The sequence below is a fragment of the Pedobacter steynii genome, assembly GCF_900103665.1.
GTDB lineage: Bacteria > Bacteroidota > Bacteroidia > Sphingobacteriales > Sphingobacteriaceae > Pedobacter > Pedobacter steynii.
In genome coordinates, this window is sequence record NZ_FNGY01000002.1 from 262,396 (window position 1) to 281,968 (window position 19,573).

Here is a 19,573-nt window from a genome sequence, read left to right on the forward strand (position 1 = left end):
AAATATTAAAGCAATGAAGAAATTAATTCTGATATATAGCGTGTGCTTTTTTGCACTGGGTATTTCTGTATCCTGTAAAAAAGAACTGAATGCATTGCCTACCCAGTCTAAAGTGGAAGGGAATGCGATAATTGATCAAAAGAGTGCCGAAGTAGCGCTGAATGGTGTCTATCTTAGATTGGCTGAAGGTGGAGATGATCGTGGAACACCAAGTATAATGTGGTCTGGGAACCATGAGATTACCCCGACTTATCTGGCTGGTTACATTACTTATCCATATGGAGGTTCTTCATTAGATGAAAATAACCTCATTACCGCAACTGATTATAGTGTAGCCGGATTATGGTCGACTTATTACAGTGTGCTGAATGCCGCAAATGGGGTGATTGAGCAGGTTTCCAAGCTCCAGGATCAGCAATTTTCCGGAAGCAGAAAGCTAGAGATCATTGCAGAAGCAAGGCTCTTAAGGGCTTATGGACATCATGCATTGTTGCGGTATTTTTCTCAGTTTTATGACCTTAACAGCAGTTATGGGGTGATGCTGAGGAAAGAGTTTGTGACCACGAACAACATCTCTCAGAAACGCAGCTCTGTCAAAGAAAGCTATGATTTTATTCTGGCAGATCTGGATGATGCCATTGCGCATGGGCCAGCTGTCAGTGTGAACTATTACACCAATAAATGGGTTGCCAAAGCACTTAAAGCAAGGGTGCTCATGATCAGGGGTGCTGCCGGCGACTATGCGCAGGTGGTTGCTTTAACGGACGATATTATCCGGAATTCCCCGTATCTGCTGGAACCTCAGCTTCATGATCTCTTTAGTTCCAAAGGGCTGGAGAGTAAAGAAGTGATGCTTGGTCTGTTTCCCAAAGTCAATCAGGTTAGTAAATCTGACACTTATTTTTATAGAGAGAGTCCGGGCTATCTCGCTACACCATCCTTCAAAGCACTTTTTGCAACTGATCCGAGAAATAGCTGGATGATCGGAGTGGTAGGGACAACACCTGATGGGATTCTTAAATACAAAGGGCCAAAGGTGGAGGTTTCTTATGCCTTGAGGCTGACTGAGGTTTACTTGCTTGAAGCCGAGGGGATCGTCCGTTCGGGTGGGGATCTTAATGCGGCAAAGGCATTATTGAAAACAGTGCTTGAACATGCGGGAGTAGTTGATTTTACCGCCCTCAATAACGCGAATACTCCTGATGCATTGTTGATCCAGATCTATAATGAAACGGCCAAAAACTTGTCTTTTGAAGATGGTCAGGATTGGTCTGCTTTATTGAGAATGCCGATTGCTTTCGTGTTGGGGGTAAAGCCAGCGATTACAGATAAGAATCATTTTATTCTTCCCATTCCTAAAGAAGAGTTTGATAAAAATCCGGCCATAGGCGATCAGAACCCAGGTTATAGCAAAAATTAATAGATCTAATCTTAAAAACCCTAAATATGAAAATAAGTCACCTTTTATTGCTGCCCTTTCTGTTTTGTCAGGGACAAGCTTCTTTTGCCCAGTCGGGGCAAATAAAAAATCAGTTCAACCTTAAAGGAAATGTGAGCGGCGCAGATTCTGTCCTCCTTTATTACGCAGATGCTGCGGGAAAGCAGGTGCAGGTAGCGAAGCTCGTTATCGGTCAGAAATTTACGCTGAGCGGGAACATCAGTAAACCCGTGGGGGCTAGAATTCTGTTTAAAAAGAAAGGGGAGGTAATTCCCCGCCAACAGTTTTGGGAAAGGATGACAGAGATTTACCTGGAGCCCGGAACCCTGACCATTTCTGGTGCTGCCATGGAGCCGAATAACTTTAAGATTACCGGTTCGAAAACCCAATTGGAGTCGGATGAACTCAAGGGAAATATTTCAGGAATCCGAAAAGAGATGCAGCCGGTGATTGATGCTTTACAAAAAGAAAAGGATCATGAAAAAGCCTCGGAAATCCGGGATCAGCTGGGCCCTTATAACGACAGGATTAAAAAGATCACCTATGATTTTTTCATTGCACATCCTAACTCTTATGTTACTGCCGATATGATGCGGTTTTACCTCGCACAAATGGGACTTGATTCGACCAAAAGGGTGTATAATAATTTTAGTGCAGCGATGAAAAAGGAGAAAGCCGTACAGGAACTGTACAAAGAGATCCGCAAAATCGAATCTGGAATGCCTGGAAGTGTGGCTACAAATTTCACGACGAAGGACCTCAAAGATCAACCTTTGTCACTTTCAGATTTTAAAGGCAAATATGTGATCATTGATTTCTGGGCGAGCTGGTGTGTGCCTTGTCGCAAAGGCAATCCACACCTGATTAATGTGTACAATACTTACCATGATAAAGGCCTGGAGATTATCGGCGTTTCTGATGATGACCGCAATCATGAAGTTTGGAAAAAGGCAGTAGATCAGGATAAAATAGGAATTTGGCATCACGTTTTGCGTGGTCTGAATATGGACCTGAGGATGAAAAACTTACCAAATCCGGAGGATATTTCTGAGAAGTATGGCATCCATTCTTTACCTACTAAAATATTGATTGATCCATCCGGAAAAATTATCGGAAGGTACGGAGATAACAACGGTGGTTCTGATGAGGACCTCGATAAAAAATTAGCGGAACTATTAAAATAATCAAACGATGATAAAGAAATTAAAATTAATCATGCCGGCCTTGTTGTGCTGTGGCATTACGGTTTACGCGCAAACGGCAAACGTATCCGGTAAGCTCGAAGGGTTAAAAGAAAAAGAAATCTCTATCTATTACTTTAAGGATGGAAAGAGCGTAACGGATACGGTTAAAGTGAATAACGGACAGTTTAAATGGGTGGCGAAAATCGCCGAACCACAGAAAGTGGGGACCATGCTTTTCGGAAGATACTACCAGTTTTTTGTGGAAAGTGGAAACATTAAGATTACCGGAGGAAAGACCACTGACGAAATAAAGATCACCGGATCAAAGTCGCAGGACGAATATGAGGCCTACGACAAAACCTTAAAGGACCTTGATGATCAGGAATCTCCATTGTATCAGAAATGGGGAAAGGTAAGTAAGGATGAGCAGATTGCATTGGAGGAAAAGGTAGATGATTTGAGGAAACAGAGAAGGGAACGGAACAATAATTACATTACAGCACACCCTGGAAGTCCTTTGAGCATCAGTATGGTCTCTGAAAAGGCAATGATGGGCAGTTATGATGATGTCGCATCGGCCTTTGCCAAATTGTCCTCTTCGGCGCAGCAAAGCGGAGAAGGGAAACGGATTTCAGAACGTCTGGAGGTCTTAAAAAGAAGTGCTATTGGAGAGCAGATGCTGGATTTCAGGCAGAATGATGTTGATGGTAAGCCGGTACAGTTTTCAGCATTCAAAGGTAAATATGTGCTGGTAGACTTTTGGGCAAGCTGGTGCGGACCTTGTCGTGCTGAAAATCCCAATGTCCTGAAGCTTTACAATGAATATAAAGACAAAAATTTCACAGTTGTTGGGGTGTCTCTGGACGATAAAGGGGAAAACTGGAAAAAGGCAATTAAAGACGACAACATGCCCTGGACACAGGTTTCTGACTTGAAGGGTTGGAAAAATGAAGTTTCCACCTATTATGGCATCATGGGAATCCCAAGCACTTTGCTGATTGACCCGCAGGGAAAAATTATCGCCAAAGACCTGCGTGGTTTAGCGCTGACTAAAAAACTGGCTGAATTGTTCAATTAATCTTTAAACTGTACATGAAATATACCTCAATAATTCTTTCCGGTGGCTTGATGTTGCTGCTGGGAGTAGGTTGTAAGCAACCTGTAAAAGATAGTTTTACCATTAAAGGAACCATAAAAGGTGTCGATAGCGGCGTGGTGGTCCTTCAGCAGTTTGATGAAGAGGAGCGAACGAGGAAAGTGCTGGACAGCGTTGTTATAAAAAACGGTGCCTTTGAATTAAAAGGAAAGACCGAAAGCCCGGCTATGATGGCGATTGTGGTCAAGCCAGGTAACTGGGCGGCCAATATTTTTGTAGAAAACAGCGATATGACATTTGCATCGGATACTACAGGGGCTATCCATTACGATTATACCGGATATGGCGGTGATAAAGGAGCGAATTTAAAAGATCCGGTCATCACTGGTTCCAGTAACGAAGACGCTTATCAGACTTTCGAAAAGGATCCTCAGCAGCTGAAATTTAAGGATGCATTTGCTGTTCTGAATAAAGCTTATGATGCGGAGAAGGTTCCGGAACTCAAGGAGAAGATGAAACTGAAGTTTGATTCCCTGGGTAAACTGAGTAATGCCTGGCAGTTGAAATGGATCAATCAGTACCTCGGTAAGCAACCCTCATCGGTAGCTGGGGCTTATATCTTATCCAATTACTACCAGATGAATTCTGATCTGCCGATCCCCGAAATAGACGCCCTGTTGGGCAAAATGAATGGAGCAGCAAAGGAATCTGTTTATTATAAGGGGATCCTGAAAAGTGTCAATTCCCGCAAGGCGGTAATGGTGGGGAAAGATGCTCCGGAATTCCAGCTGCTAAAAAGAGACAGCAGTTCATTTAAGCTTTCTTCTTTGAAGGGCAAATATGTGATGCTGGATTTCTGGGCCAGCTGGTGTAAGCCCTGCCGGGAAGGAATTCCTCACTGGAAAAAGGTCTATCAGCAATATCAAAACAAGGGATTTGAGATCGTCAGCATTACCAATGATAGCCGAAGATCGGATTGGCTCAGGGCTTTGGATCAGGAAAAAATGCCATGGATACAGGTTACTGATGAGTTTCCTGTGAAAAACAGAACGGCACGGGTCATCTCTCAGTATGAAGCTCCCTTTTTACCCTTTTATATTTTGCTGGATAAGGAAGGAAAGATTCTTGTTCGTTCAGGAGAGGAGAAAGATATCGATCAGAAGCTGAAAGCGTTGCTCTAGTACCAAGGGCTGTCTTTGTTCGATCGTCCTTCGGTGGCCCTTAGATAAAGGTGGTTAGCTCAAACGTCCCCTAAACACATCAGGAATATGGTCCCTTTCTTTTAGAGATCCCTGGTGTGTTTCGGGTATATATACAGGCCGTTCGAGCTAGATCATTTGATACGGCATCTTGCAGGAAGTCCCGTTTTTGCCCAGGTTTTTACTCGTTGCTCACCCGCCTTTAATACGCTTTCAAGCGGGTGTGCACCGAGTATAGAGCGTGTATAGAGCGTGGTCAGACCTAGGTTAGGTAAAAGCAGTTATTTACCCGTCATTTACACTGCCCCAAACCAAAGATTTCAAGGCCTTATTCCCAATCTGGCTTTACATTGGGTCTAATACGGGTTTCACTTTACAGTTGGTTAATACGGCTTTCACTTTACAATATCTTATCGGCGGTTAATGGTGCAACCTGTAATATTAATATTTGTATATTGAATCATGGAAATCAAAGTAATCATCACAGGTGCTACCGGAATGGTGGGCGAAGGCGTATTGCTCGAATGCCTGGAACACCCTATAGTAAAGGAAGTACTGATGGTAAACCGCAAATCCAACGCCCTGAAGCATCCCAAGTTGAAAGAATGTATCATTGCTTCTTTTCTAAATCCGGATGAATTTTCGGAACAGCTGACCGGTTATGATGCCTGTTTATATTGTGCAGGGATCAGTTCAAATGGCATGAATGAGTCTGATTATAGTCATATTACTTACGATACTACCTTACATTTTGCGAAGAAGCTGTTAAGCCTTAACCCGGAAATGGTTTTTAGTCATGTATCGGGAAGCAGTACTGACAGTACTGAAAAGGGGAGTATCATGTGGGCCCGTGTAAAAGGCAGAATTGAAAATGCATTAATGAGGTTAGCTTTCAAAAAGGTATATAATTTTCGCCCGGGTCTTATGAAGCCTTCAGCAGGACAGCAAAATGTTAAAGGCCTTTATAAGGTAATCAACTGGTTTTATCCTTTGTTTAAACTATTGATGCCAGATCGGGTCAGCAGTATGCATGAAGTTGGGTTGGCCATGATCAACAGCGTATTAAAAGGCTATCCAAAACAAATTCTCGAAGTAACAGATATTAAACTGCTTGCTAAAGCATAAACTTAAAATACATTCTATCCGCCCCATGGCAAATTATCCTGAAAAACCGTTACGTGTACATCAGTCCGGCTTTGACTTTCTAAATCAGTTAAAAAATAACAACAACAGAGATTGGTTCCAGCAGCATAAACCTGAATTTGAACAGGAAAAAGTCCTCATGGAAGGATTTGCAGAGGCTTTACTGGCTGGACTCCGGACCCATGATGTGATTGAAACAGCCTCTGGAAAACGTGCATTATACCGTATATATAGGGATGTCCGATTCTCTCACGACAAGACACCTTATCAAACCTATTGGGGTGGGAGCTTTACCCGCGCCAGCAAATCCCGCAGAGGCGGATATTATTTCCATCTTGAACAAGGCAGGAGCTTTGTTGCAGGAGGTTTTTGGGGACCATCATCCGGAGATTTAAAACTCATCAGAGATGACATCTCTTTTGATGATACTCCTTTGAGAAAGATCATCAACAGCCCTTCATTTATCTCCACCTTCGGGGCATTGAAAGGAGATCAGCTAAAAACAAAACCTAAAGGATTCGATCTGGAGCACGAAGCGATTGATTTGTTAAGATACAAACAGTTTCTGCTCATCAGGCCATTTTCAGATGAGCAGGTGCTTAGTGAAGATTTTCTAAAGGAAGCAGGGCAGACCTTTCTGGAAATGCGTCCGTTTTTCGACTATATGAGTGAGGTATTGAGTACAGACGGCAACGGGTAATCTATGAAAAACCATTACATTTACTTATGCCTGGTATTGCTCCTGTTTTCAGGATGTAAAATACAAAGTATTCCCTTCCCGATGCCGGTACTCCCGTTTTTGGAGCCGAGCGACTGGTGTGATCTTCCCAATCTTCAGCTGGAGGAAGAAGTGTACGTCAGCGGGATTCTTAGCGGAACAGAAGGCAATTGGAGCATTCGTGATCAGCGTGGGAGATGCAAGAACATCAGAGTTCATTTGGAAATTCCGAAACAACTTCATCCGGAAGATTTAAAGTATTTGAAAAAGATCAATAAGAGATACAAGCATCACTATTTAATTATAGATGTTGTGGGGACTTTTGAAATGAAAAATCCTTCCGGATATGGTCTTTCAGGAACGAATAATACTCAATTTGTAGCCAATCGAATTGTACTGATTCACACTATTCCTATGTAATTGTCTTAATCAGATTGCTTGAAAGAAAGCCAGATAGAAAGACATCCATCTGTCTACCTGGCTTAAAGATAAAACAATCAAGTCGGGGGGACTTCCTGATTGCTATAACTTTCCGGTAAAAGCGACCAAGCAAATTACCTTTAGGTTATTATCAACTATCAAAGTAAACCAACTTTGAAAACGCTAAGATACAACTAGGTTGCGTTAATAAGTGTTAAAGAAGCGTTAAAATGTGTTAAAATACGGCGAGGAAAAAAAAGTTATATTAGTGCCCTTATGATGTTTACCGGATAGACCTTAGTATCTGGCCATTCCTGCTCGCATTTCTGATTTCCATGACGATTACGCTAATCACGGTCAGCATAAAATCTTACAAAACCGCCGTTGCAAATACGATAGATGCCCTTAAATATGAGTAGGAATTATTCCGTCTTTTTCAAGGTTTTTGAAAAGCATTAAAACACCGGGAACCTGAGCTGGTTCCTGCAGATAGGTTTCCAGGTCAAAATAGCGTACTTCTCCGATCTCATTGGCGGGTGTTATTTTTTCTGTCAGGTTGTACATAAAACAGTCCTGTTCCATTTGGATATGGCTATGTTCACCGTAGGCAGCCGCAGTAATGTGCTTGTAAAGTATCAGCTTTTTGCTATTGAGGGCGACGTTAAGTTCTTCTTTGATCTCCCTCATGATGGCTTGAAGGGCAGTTTCACCTGCGTCTATTTTTCCTCCTGGCAGATACCAGGCCTTTTTATTCTTGCTAAAGGCGAGCAGTAGTTTTCCATCTTTCAGGACAACCAGTCCTGCGGTATGCAGTTTTACGATTTCAGTATTCATGTTATTGTTCTTTCTTATTGGGCGTCGCGTTCGTTATCAATTCCATTTCAACTGATGCTGTAAATATATCAGTATTTGGGAACTTATCCCGGGCTTAACAATTTGTTCATAGTCTGATGCTCTTTTTGTAAAAGATAAACCTTACTATGAAAAAAACACTACTACTTTCTTCTGTAGCCCTGGCGGTACTTTTTACTTCCTGCAAAAAGCACAATGACCGTACGGAACCTCAGATCAGTTATCCTGATATGGCAGAGGCCTCTGATCCTGCATTGTTATTCGAAGCCTCTAATGGTGTGAAGGTATACAATGGCGGATTTGGTTCTGCAGTGGCTACAGACCCCAATGCAGCTGATATATTTTACCTTTTAACAGACCGTGGCCCGAATGCTGAAGGAGCTACTTCAGATATAAAAATCTTCGGCAAGGCTGATTTTACACCTCAGATTGGTAAGTTCCGTTTAAAAGACGGGAAGCTCGTGCTGGAGCAAACCATAACACTTAAAAATGCGGCCGGACAACCATTAAACGGATTACCAAATCCAGTTGGATTGGGCTCCACAAATGAAACAGCCATCGATCTGACAGGGAAAACCCTCAGCCCAAGTATCGACGGTATCGATTCTGAAGGACTCGTAAGGGCATCAGACGGCAGTTTCTGGATCAGCGATGAATATGGTCCTCATATCTTGCATGTGGATATGAATGGCCGTACCATCGAAAGGATCAATCCTTTTGGGAATGGAACAGGTGGCAGGAGTATCCCTGCAGTTTTTACGAAACGTAAAGCAAATCGGGGAATGGAAGGACTGGCCATTACTCCGGATGGAAAAACGCTGGTTGGCATCATGCAATCGCCGATGTCTAACCCCAACGCTGCAGGAGGAGCAAATTCTGTCGTGTTGCGCATTCTTACTTTTGACATTGCCACAGCAGCAACAAAACAATACGTTTATTTAATGGACAACCCTTCTTTAACCGGGGTAAGTGAAATTCTGGCCGTCAATGCAACGACCTTTCTGACACTCGAAAGAGATGGTGGTTATGGTGGGGCAGCAACCTCGCCGGCAACTTTTAAAAAGGTCTTTAAGATTGATCTTTCCGGAGCTACTGATATCTCCGACCCTGCCAATGGAGCTACGGGTAAGCTATTTACCGGTAAGACCGTGGAAGAACTGAAAGACCAGACAGGTTTGACTGCTGCTGGTATCATTCCGGTAAGTAAGACTGTTGTATTGGATCTGCTAAAGGGTTTGCCAGCCATTTATCCTCATGATAAAGCAGAAGGTTTGGCGCTGATCAATGGCAATACGCTGGTCATTTCCAACGATGATGATTTTGGTGTAATTCCAGGACCCAACGGGACTTTTGCACAGAAGATTTTACCTTTTACAAAATCTGTAGACAGAAACAGGTTGTATTTTGTGAAAGTGAAGTTGTAAGGCTGAAAGATCAAATAAATTATAAAAAAACCGCAATTAAACAACCTGCTGATCCCGGATCAGCAGGTTTGTTCATTGCGTTTCTTTTATAGATCAAAAAGAATAAAACTCTAATTTTTGCCTACTGCTTTCAGGGGTTTCGGCATGTCCCTTAGTCTTTAAATTTACGGACTTAGGGTGGAGCTAAATAGGGTAATTAGTCCCAAATTTACCCCTGGGGTTTTAATCCGAAAGCATTATTAATGCTTAAATCCGGCAAAACCACTATTAGAAAGTTTTTAATCTCCGAGCAGTTCTATGTCCCAATTGTTATTTGATAAATAGGTTAATAACCCTCTGAACTCCAAAACAACAATTGTTTTGAGTTTATCCCTGTTAAGGTCTGTTTTATCCACGTACTCATCAATTATTCTGATGAGTACTTTTTGATGATCGACCGACAGACGATGGTCTGTATAAGGGGTAATTACCAGGCCTGTCCAATGCCTGAAGGTCTCAAATAGCTCTTCCAGTAGGTTGTATTGAGCTGTGTCGAGTCCAAATAAGTAATCATTATTGTCGAGCCGATGAAAATCCAATGCCATAATGCCGAAAATAATGAAAAAATGAAACGCTTATTCATATAGCTCAATAATAATTATCTTAGCGAAAAGCTTTTTTTATTAGTAAGAGATGGTATTATAATGCCGTTAATTGGAACTGTGGACGAAATTGATAAACAGAAACTGGAAAATTTAAGACAGCAGATCCCTGTAGGACTGCGCCATGGGCTAACGCTCCTGGAAAAGGCCGGTGGAAATGTCGAAGCAGCAGCCGGCTATTTCAGAGAGGAGTGTTTAAGGCTGATTGTCCATAAGACTGGTGTTTCAGAATTGGCCGCTTCTGCACAGTTATTAAAGAACAACTTTGATATTGCTGCTACCTTAAACTGCATTGACGAAGCCCGTTTTACCCTTACAGAACTGATCATCAGAAGAAACAAAGATCAGGAAGAAGCCTTGGAGAAGATCGCCGCAGGGGTAGTAGAAAAGGAACAATTGATCCGGGAATACTGGTTGCATCCTGATGCTTTGAAATCGCTTCAACCGGAAGTGTTTTGCCTGGTTATGCTGATGGAATGGCTCAGTTTTTCCAGTTGGGAAGATTTTGAAACTGCGCTATATTTTCACCTGGATGTGGTAGCAGATCTGATCTGTAATCAACTTTTGTTACCTGAAATATCAGACATTTTAAAAGAAGCCAGGGCAATTGCCATCGATCAGGCTCCTCAGCAAAAAGCTTTTTTAGAGAAAGAAGGCTTTGTAAGCTGGACGCCGGAGTTTACAGCGCAAAGCAATTTGTTTGAAACGCAAAGACCGATATTGATCAATGCGCTTTACCATTTTGTAGAAGGAAATATCAGTAAATTTCCATAGTCAATTTACGATTATAAAAACAGGAAATGGCTATATAATGGTACTGCTGATACCAAAATAGCAGCGTGCAACCTGCTTCGACCTTTAAAATTATCAATTTGCTGATTGCATTGGAAACTGGAGCGATTGGAGACGAACATGAAATTATAAAGCACCTTCTATTTTGAAAAAATGAATAGATTTGAAGATGAGCCAGGCATTCCGTCAACATTTAGAGAAATTGATCACCTTAACAGATGTAGAGTTCGACTATGTCTGGTCTAAGTTTAGTACCAAAAAACTGAAAAAACATCAATTTCTGGTGCAGGAAGGTTCAGAAGTACTCCATGATTACTGGGTTGCAAAAGGGCTGCTAAAAGCTTACCATACCAATGAGGAGGGCAAAATTCACATTCTGCAGTTTGCGATGGAAGACTGGTGGATTTCAGACTACCAGTCTCTGGTATACCGTTGTGCGGCAACGATCAATATTGACTGTATTGAAGATTGCGAATTGCTTGTGATTTCTGCCGAAAACAGGGAGTTGCTTTGTAATGAACTGAAGGGGATGGCCAACTTCTTCCGTAAAAAATCTCATGCCGGATATGTTGCGCTACAGCAACGCATTTTGTTTCTGCTCAATAAAAACCCACAGGAAAGGTATAACCGGTTTTTGGAATTGAATCCTAAGCTCTTGCAGCGTTTGCCGAAAACTTTGCTTGCTGCCTACATCGGCGTATCAAGAGAGACATTGAGCCGCCTCAGTCATCCTTAGTGTGATCGTAATCACATAAATTTTGTGACCAGCTTCCTTTTAGCACTTCCATTTTAATTGAAACTTTGTGCCGTTGTCCATTGTAATAAAGAGGACAATGCTCAATACTATGAAAATGATTAAAAAAGGAATGATGGTTCTTGCATGTTGCGCCATTTTCTCCATCGTAAATACAGCAAATGCGCAAACCCTTAAGTCTCATCAAATGAAAAAGAAAATCTTATTTGTGGTGACCAGCCATGATAAAAAAGGAAGTACCGGAGCAGCTACAGGTTATTACCTCGGAGAGGTGAGCCATGCCTGGAAAGTATTAAAAGAAGCCGGTTATGAAATGGATTTTGTAAGTCCTAAAGGTGGTAACCCACCGGTAGACGGATTCGATCTTTCGGATGCCGTGAACAAAGAATTTTGGGAAGATGAGGTGTATCATCAAAAGATCAGCAATAGCCATAAACCTTCGGAAGTAAAAGCGGAAGACTATACCGCTATTTATTATGCCGGCGGACATGGTGCGGTTTGGGACCTTCCTGACAATCAGGAAATCGCTGCTCTTGCGACCAAAATTTACGAAAATAATGGCGTGGTCAGTGCCGTTTGTCATGGGCCGGCCGGATTGGTCAACATCAGGCTCAGCAATGGGAAATTCCTGATTGATGGTAAAAAAGTAAGTGGGTTTACAAATGAAGAAGAGATCGCCGTTAAACTGGAAAAGGTAGTTCCATTTTTATTGGAAGATCAATTGAAAGCACGTGGTGGGATTTATGAGAAATCGGCTGCATGGCAGGAACATGTGGTAACGGATCAGCGATTGGTAACCGGACAAAACCCACAATCTGCGAAAGCAGTAGGTGAAGCAGTAAAGAAAGCATTGGAAAATTTATAACTTGCTTTTCATAGCAGATCAAAACCGGAGCCTGGGGAGATCCCACAGGCTCCGGTTCTGTTTAGGCGAAATCGTAAAACGACCATAAGCATATGAACAGCAGAGATCAGAAACTTCAGCAAATAACAGATTGGGCAAGCCGTAATGATCAGGTAAGGGTGGTATTGTTAACCAGTTCTTTGGTGAATCCCCTTGCTCCGGTAGATCAGTTTAGTGATTTAGATATAGAATTGGTGTTTGCCGATTTACAAAAGGTCCTTGCCGATGACCGGTGGCTTTCTGAATTTGGTCGGGTGATTGCGAAAATTGCAGAAGCTGAAGATGCTTTTGACGGCCAGCATGCGATGCGGATGGTCTTATATGAGGACCATGTGAAAGTTGATTTCAAGCTGTATGGCATTCCTAAATTTTTGGAAGATGTAAATAAAGATGAGCTTCCCGAAGATTGGGACATCGGTTATAAAGTGCTGATCGATAAAGATTTGCTTACAACCCATCTTAAAGCGCCAGGTCATCAGGTTAGTTTAATTAAAAAGCCGACTGCTGCAGAATTTGAGCAAAAGTTCAATGATTTTTGGTGGGACATGACCTATGTGATCAAAAGCCTGGCAAGAGCTGATCTGTTTTATGCAAAGTTCATGTCTGAAAACAATATGAGAACGGAGTACCTGGTTCCCATCATAGAATGGTATATCGCCATTGAACACGACTGGAATGTGACGACCAATAAGCACGGGAGGCTATTTCCCAGGTATTTGTCAGCAGAGATGTGGCAAAAAACAGAAGCCACGTTTTCGGGAAGTGACATTCAGGACAACTGGCGGGCATTGATTGCTTATGCTGATTTGGTACATGAGCTGGGAACAGAATTGGCGCATAAATTGCGGTATCCTTATCCGACAGAACTGGAACAAAATATCAGGGAATACCTGGATTTTGTAAAAAGATCGGAGAAATAAAGAGATTAAAAAATATGCTGGTTTTGCTCCCTCTCAGGGTTAATATGTCGCATTTGTACAAACATTCTTTTTTTATAGCCTGTTACTTTTGTATCTGAAGCATTCAATCAATGATATTTAAACCCAGGTACACATGAAAAACGCCTATAAAACAATGATCATCATATTACTCTTATTTTCAATTGGTCATATGATGTATACCTTTATCGAAAATCCAGGATCTTTAGAACAACAGGCCTGGTTTTTTTCTGCTTCCCTGGGAATGTTAGGAAGTGTATTTCTCAATGTATTGAATCTTAGTTCTACAGAAAAGAGTGTGAAAGTGATGGCTATGCTGATGAACCTTATGATGTTCCTGTTTTGTTCGTTTTTATGCTTTGTCGTTAGGGAAATACAGGTATTGGTCCTCACCATAGTTTATCTCATTACCTTGTTCTTCTCTGTTAGATTATTCCTGTTGACAAGGGAAATTACATTAACGGAATGAAAGCTGAACATTTTTTAGCCTTGCTGTTATTTTATTATTCGCTGTTCCTCAATTGGTTTTTGAACACCAAGTTTGAACTTTTTGTGAAATAATTGTTAACAATGAGATTGTTATTCCTAAATTTACTTTAGGGGAATCTTCCGGGCGTCTACTTTAAACCCGGTTACAAAACAATGCATACTGAAGATTTTATTGATGAAAAGACGCTTTTAAAACGTGTCTCGGCCGGTGAGGTGCGGGCATTCAGCACAGTTTTTCATCGGTATCAGGCTAAAGTCTATGCTTACGCTTTTAAAATTGTAAAGTCAGATGCGATTGCCGAAGAAATCGTTCAGGAAGTATTTGTTAAGCTCTGGAACCTTGGCGAAAGTATCGCAGATATTGAAAACTTCGAGGGCTTTCTCCGTACCCTTACCAGAAACTTCACCCTTAATGTTTTGCGAAGAATGGCGCTTGAGTTTAAGGCCGACAAGATAAGGGGAACAAATTATCGTGAAGATCATAACGAGACCGAAGAGTACATCATCTTCAAAGATTCCGAGAAAATTTTAAACCAGGGAATCGAAAAGCTTCCTGCCCAGCAGAAAATGGTCTATCAACTTTGTCACCAGGAGGGTTTAAAGTATGAGGAAGTTGCCGAACGGCTCAATATTTCCAAGCTTACTGTAAAAACGCATATGCAGCATGCATTGCGCTTCCTGCGCAATTACATCAGCACCCATACCGATATTGCGGTATTCATCATCCTGATGGAAATACTGAATAAAAAGAATTAATACATTTTTTTTATTTCCCGTTACTCCTGTCGTCTTTTCTGCGTGTCAATGTAAGAAAAGGGGAGAACAAAGCTCAAACAGATGAATACAAGACTAGAATTTTTGTATCAACGATACATCGATGAAATCTGCACTGCCGAAGAGCGGGAGGAGTTTTTTTTATTGATTAGCGCTGAAGATCATACACCGCAAATTAATGACCTGCTGGATCATACCTGGAAGGAGACCGATCCGGCAAAAGGACTGTCGGAAAGTAAAGTCAACAGTATTTTAAATCATATCCTGACGAACCATCCAAAGCCAGTAACCAGAAAGATTTCCTGGTACCGTTACGCGGCGGCGGCTTTGGCTTTTATCACGGTCTCGGCAGGACTTTATTTGTATAGCCTGAACAACCGTTCTGACATTAAGCAGCAAAATGGTTCAGTCTATGTCAATGCTATACCAGCTGCCACAAATAAAGCGACGCTGAAACTGGCCAACGGATCCACCATCAATCTGGATAAAGCCAGCAATGGCGAAATTGCAGAACAGTCTGGTGTAACCGTTACCAAAACCGGGGATGGGAAACTCGTTTATGAAATATCGAAGGCTGCTGTAGCCACATCAGGATTCAATACCATCACCACTCCAAGAGGAGGAGTATACCAGGTGAACCTGCCCGATGGCACCAGGGTATGGCTAAACGCCGCATCTTCATTGAAATATCCGGCCGCCTTTAATGGCCGGGAGCGTAAAGTTGAATTATCAGGAGAAGCCTATTTTGAAGTGGCTAAAATGAAAATTCCTTTTCTTGTCAAAACTGCCCAGCAGGAAGTTGCGGTATTGGGAACACATTTCAATATCAATGCTTATACGGATGAAGGTAAAACAAAAACGACACTTTTTGAGGGATCCGTTCGGGTTGCTTTAGCCGATCAGCAAGCTTCAAAATCAGTAAGATCGCAAATCCTTGCACCCGGACAACAATCTACAGTTGGGAGTAACCGCCTCAACGTTAGCGCTGTTGATCTGGATGAGGCCCTTGCCTGGAAAAACGGATATTTCCAGTTTAATGAAGAGAACCTGGTGAACATCATGAAACAGCTTTCCCGCTGGTATGATGTAGATGTGCGTTTTGAAGGGAAGCCCTCCGAAGAATTGTTCCTGCTTAAAGTTCCAAGAACGCTGGGCTTATCAGACGTCTTAAAAATCTTAGCAACAAATGGTATCAACTTTAAAATAGAAGGGAGAACGCTTATTGTAAAATCTTAACGAACCGGATTTTAACAGGGAGCAAAAAAGCCGGAGGTGTTTCGACCACCTCCGGACAAAAGTTCCGGGTTAAACCTAAAATCAATCCTGACAGATCTCATCAAATTATCAACCCAAATCGTTTGGCATCCGGAATTCCTTAAAAAAGGAAGGCGACGGCCTACGACTAAACCGAACAAAAATATGAATAAAATTCTAGACGCATTAAGAGTCATGAAATTAATTATATGCTTATTGATTCTCAGTTTTCAGGCAAATGCAGTCGCATTCAGCCAGTCTATCAATTTAGCCGAAAAAAATGCAAGCATAGAAAGCGTCGTAAAAAAGATTGCCAGTCAAGGAGGCTATTCTCTTTTTTACAATATCGACCTGCTGAGAAAGAATCCTTCAAAAATCAACCTGTCCTTAAAAAATGTGACCGTGGAGAAGGCATTGCAGGAAACCCTGCTGAACCAACCTTTGGAATTTGTAATTGTAAATAATACCGTCATTATTAAGCCCAAACCTCCTGTTACCGTTCCGAAAACAGATACAGAGGTGCGGAAACCGGTACGTGGAAAAGTGACCGATGGTAAAGGTCCGATCCCCGGAGTTTCCATCAGAGTAGATGGGACCGACCTGAAAACCATGACCAATGCAAACGGAGATTTTACCATAAACTTAGCGCCGGGTAATTATCGTCTGGTATTTAGCTCTGTGGGTTACGAAAGTAAACGTATCGAAAAGCGGATTTCCGCTGATGGAGATGAATTGATAAATGTAGTTCTTGTTCCTGCATTGATCCAGTTACAGGAAGCACTCGTAGTTGGTTATAGCGTTAAAAAGGCGAGCGAAATTACCGGTGCTTTGCAAACTTTTTCGGCACGTCAGCTGGAAGGGGTGACCACTTCGAACCTGATTTCACAGCTAAAGGGGAAAATAGCCGGGATGTACATCACTGAACCTTCCGGCGACCCGAACAATAAAGCCAGTTTTGTGGTCCGCGGACAGGGCACTTTGCCAATCACCGACAATTTAAGGGTAACGAACAACCTGAACCCTCTGATTGTAGTTGACGGCATCATTTATCCCGATGTGGCTTACCCGAGTGACATCGTTTCCTCTACAGATATAGAAACAGTTACCTTGTTAAAAGACGCGGCATCTACAGCGATCTTTGGATCCAGAGCAAGTCAGGGGGTATTGGTGATCACCACCAAAAGAGGAGTAGCAGGTAATGCGCAGTTGAACCTGAACAGCAGTTTTGGGATTAGTAAAAGATACCTTGGTAAAATTGAGTTCATGAACAGTCAGGAGCTTTACGATTACCAGCGCAAAATGTTATTGAACTCATTTTCCCTCAAAAATGAAGGGCTGACTCAGGATGCTTATCTGACCAAATATCTTCCTGCAACATCAGTACTGAGTAATAATACCGATTGGAACCGGGAATTATATAGGGATGGCTTAACCAAAACGGTAGACCTTTCCCTCTCCGGCGGAACAGAGAAAACACGCTATTACTTTGGCGCCAACAATTACAATGAACAGGGACCTTTAAAAGGGAATGACCTGACCAGATCCAGTTTCAAGTTAAACCTGGACCATAACATTACCCGCAAATTAAGCCTAAACGCAAACCTGAGTACCATTTTTGATAAAGGCAACGCCAGTCCGATCAGCGGGCTTCTGGGCGCATTGGCTTTACCCTGGTATGTACTCAATAATGACGATGGAAGCCCTAAAAAGATCATCGGTGTGGATGCTTTGGGCAATACGACTCAGAATCCGCTGTATGATTTGCCTTATAACAGTACCATCACCAAAACGCAACAGGTATTGGGTACTTTTTCTGCTAAATATAAGCTGAACAACTGGCTTACGCTGAGTTCCAATAATTCCTATAACACCACCTTTATGAATTATGAGCAGTATCAGGACCGTTTGTCGCTCACAGGGGCCACGAATAAAGGAAACCTGATCCAGCAGAAAACGAATTTAAATTCATTCCTGACCTCGAACCTGATCTCTGCCCGGAAGCAGTTCGGTGCTCATACCGTTGGTGGTTTAGGTGGTTTTGAATACAATAGAAGCAATTCTGAATACAACAGTCTGTCGGTTAAAAACCTGCCTACAGGAATCAAAGTTCCATCGGCTGCTGCCGAAGTATCGACCTCCAATGGAGGCAAAGCCTTCCGCGGAGAGAAATTTGCACGTGGATCCTATTCTCTTTTTGCTGAAGGAAACTATAATTATCAGGAACGGTATTTTCTGAATTCTTCTTACCGGATGGATTATTCGGCCAATTTTGGGATCGATAAGAGAGACGGTCATTTCTACTCTGTGAGTGGCGCCTGGCTGGTTTCTAATGAAGATATACTGAAGGACCATAAATACATCAGCAATTTAAAACTGCGCGCGAGTTATGGTACCAATGGAAAAGTGGCAGGTGAAGATTTTCTGACAGAGAGCTTTTATAATTTCGGTTACCAGTATGGCGGTGATCCAGCTGCAGTGATTAACCAGCTTGGAAACCGCAATATTACCTGGGAAAAGGCTTATGTAGGGAATCTGGGGATAGATTTAGGTTTGTTCAACAGGATTACCATCAATGCTGATTTTTACCGTAAAAGAACGACAGACCTGATTCAAAGGGTAGGAACTTCGTCTTTACTTGGTGTGCCGAGTCAGTATCAGAATATTGCTCAACTCATGAACCATGGGGTAGAAATCCTGTTGAGTACCAAAAATCTGACTGGCAAGTTCAAGTGGGAAACCGGTTTTAACATCACTTTCAATACCAATAAAGTAGAAAAATTGTACAATGGCGTTCTTTCACGGGGAAATGCAGGCCTGATCAAGGAGGGGGACGATATCGCCAGTGTGCATGCGGTGAAATGGCTGGGTGTTGACGCTCAAACAGGGAAGCCTCAGTTTGAACAGGTGACGATAGATGCGCAGAACAAGATTACCGGCCGTAAGATCGTTAACAGCCTGGATGAAGCCACTGCCGGTCTGACCGGAGCGGCGCTCAATGCGCAGTATCAGCTGGCAGGAAACATGACTCCTAAATATTACGGAGGCTTGCTGAACACTTTCTCTTACAATGGTTTTGAGCTTTCTGTGTTGTTGAATTTCTCTGCCAACTATGTGGTCTATAATAACTCAAGAGGCAGTTATTTCTCTGCTGAAGGAAATAATATCCTGAAAAATAATCAGGTAAAACCTGGTAATGGTCAGGTGGTTTGGGAAAAACCGGGAGATCAGGCAACAGAGCCTATGCCTTTCCGGACCCGTACTGATGGTGCTGATGGCCCAAGTTCCAGACTCTGGGAAGATGCCAGTCACATCAGGGTCCGGAATGTCCGCCTGGCCTATAGCCTGCCGGAGAAACTGATCAATGCCGTTAAGTTAAAAAGAGCCAATATCTACCTGAGTGGGGATAACCTTTTTGTCTTTACCAAAAAGAGCTTTTATGGCGCTGACCCGGAAGGTGTTGTGGCAGGTAATGAGAACAACTATGGCGTAAGTGCAGGATATGGCGCCAGTCGGAAATACCTGCTTGGTTTACAGTTAACATTTTAATCCTACA

At 42.3% G+C, this 19,573-nt stretch carries 19 protein-coding genes; 17 read left to right on the forward strand and 2 right to left on the reverse strand.

Annotated elements, in window-relative coordinates; genetic code table 11:
- The first annotated feature begins 13 nt into the window (after positions 1 to 13).
- From BLQ87_RS05460 to BLQ87_RS05490, 7 genes are all read left to right on the forward strand, one after another.
- The gene (locus tag BLQ87_RS05460) at positions 14 to 1,420 is read left to right on the forward strand and encodes a RagB/SusD family nutrient uptake outer membrane protein (protein ID WP_074605142.1); all 1,407 of its coding nucleotides are present in this window, start codon (positions 14 to 16) and stop codon (positions 1,418 to 1,420) included.
- A gap of 26 nt (positions 1,421 to 1,446) precedes the next feature.
- Positions 1,447 to 2,622, forward strand: coding sequence for a TlpA disulfide reductase family protein (locus tag BLQ87_RS05465; protein ID WP_083361698.1), 1,176 nt, complete (start codon positions 1,447 to 1,449; stop codon positions 2,620 to 2,622).
- 7 nt (positions 2,623 to 2,629) lie between these two features.
- Positions 2,630 to 3,700, forward strand: coding sequence for an AhpC/TSA family protein (locus BLQ87_RS05470; protein WP_074605143.1), 1,071 nt, complete (start codon positions 2,630 to 2,632; stop codon positions 3,698 to 3,700).
- Between the two features lie 14 nt (positions 3,701 to 3,714).
- Positions 3,715 to 4,899 carry a TlpA disulfide reductase family protein gene (locus tag BLQ87_RS05475; RefSeq protein WP_074605144.1) on the forward strand — a complete coding sequence of 395 codons (1,185 nt, stop codon included), beginning with the start codon at positions 3,715 to 3,717 and terminating at the stop codon, positions 4,897 to 4,899.
- A 480-nt stretch (positions 4,900 to 5,379) separates the two neighbouring features.
- Positions 5,380 to 6,042, forward strand: coding sequence for an NAD-dependent epimerase/dehydratase family protein (locus tag BLQ87_RS05480; protein WP_074605145.1), 663 nt, complete (start codon positions 5,380 to 5,382; stop codon positions 6,040 to 6,042).
- Positions 6,043 to 6,067: 25 nt separating this feature from the next.
- Positions 6,068 to 6,760 carry a DUF2461 domain-containing protein gene (locus BLQ87_RS05485; protein ID WP_074605146.1) on the forward strand — a complete coding sequence of 231 codons (693 nt, stop codon included), beginning with the start codon at positions 6,068 to 6,070 and terminating at the stop codon, positions 6,758 to 6,760.
- Positions 6,761 to 6,763: 3 nt separating this feature from the next.
- Complete coding sequence (locus BLQ87_RS05490) at positions 6,764 to 7,198, forward strand: hypothetical protein (protein WP_143010351.1); 435 nt, start codon at positions 6,764 to 6,766, stop codon at positions 7,196 to 7,198.
- A gap of 405 nt (positions 7,199 to 7,603) precedes the next feature.
- Here the strand turns inward: BLQ87_RS05490 and BLQ87_RS05495 are convergent, their stop codons facing one another.
- Positions 7,604 to 8,032, reverse strand: a complete 429-nt coding sequence (locus tag BLQ87_RS05495) for an NUDIX hydrolase (protein WP_083361699.1) — start codon at positions 8,030 to 8,032, stop codon at positions 7,604 to 7,606.
- A gap of 146 nt (positions 8,033 to 8,178) precedes the next feature.
- Here BLQ87_RS05495 and BLQ87_RS05500 point away from each other — a divergent pair, with 146 nt between their 5' ends.
- On the forward strand, positions 8,179 to 9,474 hold the full coding sequence (locus BLQ87_RS05500) for an esterase-like activity of phytase family protein (protein ID WP_074605148.1): 1,296 nt from the start codon (positions 8,179 to 8,181) through the stop codon (positions 9,472 to 9,474).
- A gap of 278 nt (positions 9,475 to 9,752) precedes the next feature.
- Here BLQ87_RS05500 and BLQ87_RS05505 read toward each other — a convergent pair whose 3' ends face one another.
- Positions 9,753 to 10,058 carry a hypothetical protein gene (locus BLQ87_RS05505; RefSeq protein ID WP_074605149.1) on the reverse strand — a complete coding sequence of 102 codons (306 nt, stop codon included), beginning with the start codon at positions 10,056 to 10,058 and terminating at the stop codon, positions 9,753 to 9,755.
- Positions 10,059 to 10,157: 99 nt separating this feature from the next.
- Here BLQ87_RS05505 and BLQ87_RS05510 point away from each other — a divergent pair, with 99 nt between their 5' ends.
- The 9 genes from BLQ87_RS05510 to BLQ87_RS05545 all read left to right on the forward strand — a co-directional run bounded on the left by BLQ87_RS05510 (position 10,158) and on the right by BLQ87_RS05545 (position 19,566).
- Complete coding sequence (locus BLQ87_RS05510; protein WP_074605150.1) at positions 10,158 to 10,889, forward strand: hypothetical protein; 732 nt, start codon at positions 10,158 to 10,160, stop codon at positions 10,887 to 10,889.
- Between the two features lie 65 nt (positions 10,890 to 10,954).
- Positions 10,955 to 11,056: a penicillin-binding transpeptidase domain-containing protein gene (locus tag BLQ87_RS34020; RefSeq protein WP_245723798.1), complete on the forward strand. Its 102-nt coding sequence runs from the start codon at positions 10,955 to 10,957 to the stop codon at positions 11,054 to 11,056.
- Positions 11,057 to 11,076: 20 nt separating this feature from the next.
- Positions 11,077 to 11,643: a Crp/Fnr family transcriptional regulator gene (locus BLQ87_RS05515; RefSeq protein ID WP_074605151.1), complete on the forward strand. Its 567-nt coding sequence runs from the start codon at positions 11,077 to 11,079 to the stop codon at positions 11,641 to 11,643.
- Between the two features lie 109 nt (positions 11,644 to 11,752).
- Entirely contained in the window at positions 11,753 to 12,526 is a 774-nt protein-coding gene (locus BLQ87_RS05520; RefSeq protein ID WP_143010353.1) for a type 1 glutamine amidotransferase domain-containing protein, read from the forward strand.
- Positions 12,527 to 12,618: 92 nt separating this feature from the next.
- The gene (locus BLQ87_RS05525; RefSeq protein ID WP_074605152.1) at positions 12,619 to 13,485 is read left to right on the forward strand and encodes an AadS family aminoglycoside 6-adenylyltransferase; all 867 of its coding nucleotides are present in this window, start codon (positions 12,619 to 12,621) and stop codon (positions 13,483 to 13,485) included.
- A 133-nt stretch (positions 13,486 to 13,618) separates the two neighbouring features.
- The gene (locus tag BLQ87_RS05530; protein WP_074605153.1) at positions 13,619 to 13,972 is read left to right on the forward strand and encodes a hypothetical protein; all 354 of its coding nucleotides are present in this window, start codon (positions 13,619 to 13,621) and stop codon (positions 13,970 to 13,972) included.
- Positions 13,973 to 14,145: 173 nt separating this feature from the next.
- On the forward strand, positions 14,146 to 14,748 hold the full coding sequence (locus BLQ87_RS05535) for an RNA polymerase sigma-70 factor (protein ID WP_074605154.1): 603 nt from the start codon (positions 14,146 to 14,148) through the stop codon (positions 14,746 to 14,748).
- Positions 14,749 to 14,829: 81 nt separating this feature from the next.
- Entirely contained in the window at positions 14,830 to 16,002 is a 1,173-nt protein-coding gene (locus tag BLQ87_RS05540) for a FecR family protein (RefSeq protein WP_074605155.1), read from the forward strand.
- Between the two features lie 183 nt (positions 16,003 to 16,185).
- Entirely contained in the window at positions 16,186 to 19,566 is a 3,381-nt protein-coding gene (locus BLQ87_RS05545; protein ID WP_143010354.1) for a SusC/RagA family TonB-linked outer membrane protein, read from the forward strand.
- The last annotated feature ends 7 nt before the right edge of the window (positions 19,567 to 19,573 follow it).

What these genes read in the sequence shown, in the direction of transcription:
- BLQ87_RS05520 (WP_143010353.1), top strand. Translation starts at nt 11,753, where the DNA reads ATGAAAATGATTAAAAAAGGAATGATGGTTCTTGCATGTTGCGCCATT.
- BLQ87_RS05510 (WP_074605150.1), top strand. Translation starts at nt 10,158, where the DNA reads ATGCCGTTAATTGGAACTGTGGACGAAATTGATAAACAGAAACTGGAA.
- BLQ87_RS05500 (WP_074605148.1), top strand. Translation starts at nt 8,179, where the DNA reads ATGAAAAAAACACTACTACTTTCTTCTGTAGCCCTGGCGGTACTTTTT.
- BLQ87_RS05495 (WP_083361699.1), bottom strand. Translation starts at nt 8,032, where the DNA reads ATGAATACTGAAATCGTAAAACTGCATACCGCAGGACTGGTTGTCCTG.
- BLQ87_RS05505 (WP_074605149.1), bottom strand. Translation starts at nt 10,058, where the DNA reads ATGGCATTGGATTTTCATCGGCTCGACAATAATGATTACTTATTTGGA.
- BLQ87_RS05525 (WP_074605152.1), top strand. Translation starts at nt 12,619, where the DNA reads ATGAACAGCAGAGATCAGAAACTTCAGCAAATAACAGATTGGGCAAGC.
- BLQ87_RS05540 (WP_074605155.1), top strand. Translation starts at nt 14,830, where the DNA reads ATGAATACAAGACTAGAATTTTTGTATCAACGATACATCGATGAAATC.
- BLQ87_RS05545 (WP_143010354.1), top strand. Translation starts at nt 16,186, where the DNA reads ATGAATAAAATTCTAGACGCATTAAGAGTCATGAAATTAATTATATGC.
- BLQ87_RS05470 (WP_074605143.1), top strand. Translation starts at nt 2,630, where the DNA reads ATGATAAAGAAATTAAAATTAATCATGCCGGCCTTGTTGTGCTGTGGC.
- BLQ87_RS05490 (WP_143010351.1), top strand. Translation starts at nt 6,764, where the DNA reads ATGAAAAACCATTACATTTACTTATGCCTGGTATTGCTCCTGTTTTCA.
- BLQ87_RS05465 (WP_083361698.1), top strand. Translation starts at nt 1,447, where the DNA reads ATGAAAATAAGTCACCTTTTATTGCTGCCCTTTCTGTTTTGTCAGGGA.
- BLQ87_RS05460 (WP_074605142.1), top strand. Translation starts at nt 14, where the DNA reads ATGAAGAAATTAATTCTGATATATAGCGTGTGCTTTTTTGCACTGGGT.
- BLQ87_RS05485 (WP_074605146.1), top strand. Translation starts at nt 6,068, where the DNA reads ATGGCAAATTATCCTGAAAAACCGTTACGTGTACATCAGTCCGGCTTT.
- BLQ87_RS05515 (WP_074605151.1), top strand. Translation starts at nt 11,077, where the DNA reads ATGAGCCAGGCATTCCGTCAACATTTAGAGAAATTGATCACCTTAACA.
- BLQ87_RS05535 (WP_074605154.1), top strand. Translation starts at nt 14,146, where the DNA reads ATGCATACTGAAGATTTTATTGATGAAAAGACGCTTTTAAAACGTGTC.
- BLQ87_RS05475 (WP_074605144.1), top strand. Translation starts at nt 3,715, where the DNA reads ATGAAATATACCTCAATAATTCTTTCCGGTGGCTTGATGTTGCTGCTG.
- BLQ87_RS05530 (WP_074605153.1), top strand. Translation starts at nt 13,619, where the DNA reads ATGAAAAACGCCTATAAAACAATGATCATCATATTACTCTTATTTTCA.
- BLQ87_RS05480 (WP_074605145.1), top strand. Translation starts at nt 5,380, where the DNA reads ATGGAAATCAAAGTAATCATCACAGGTGCTACCGGAATGGTGGGCGAA.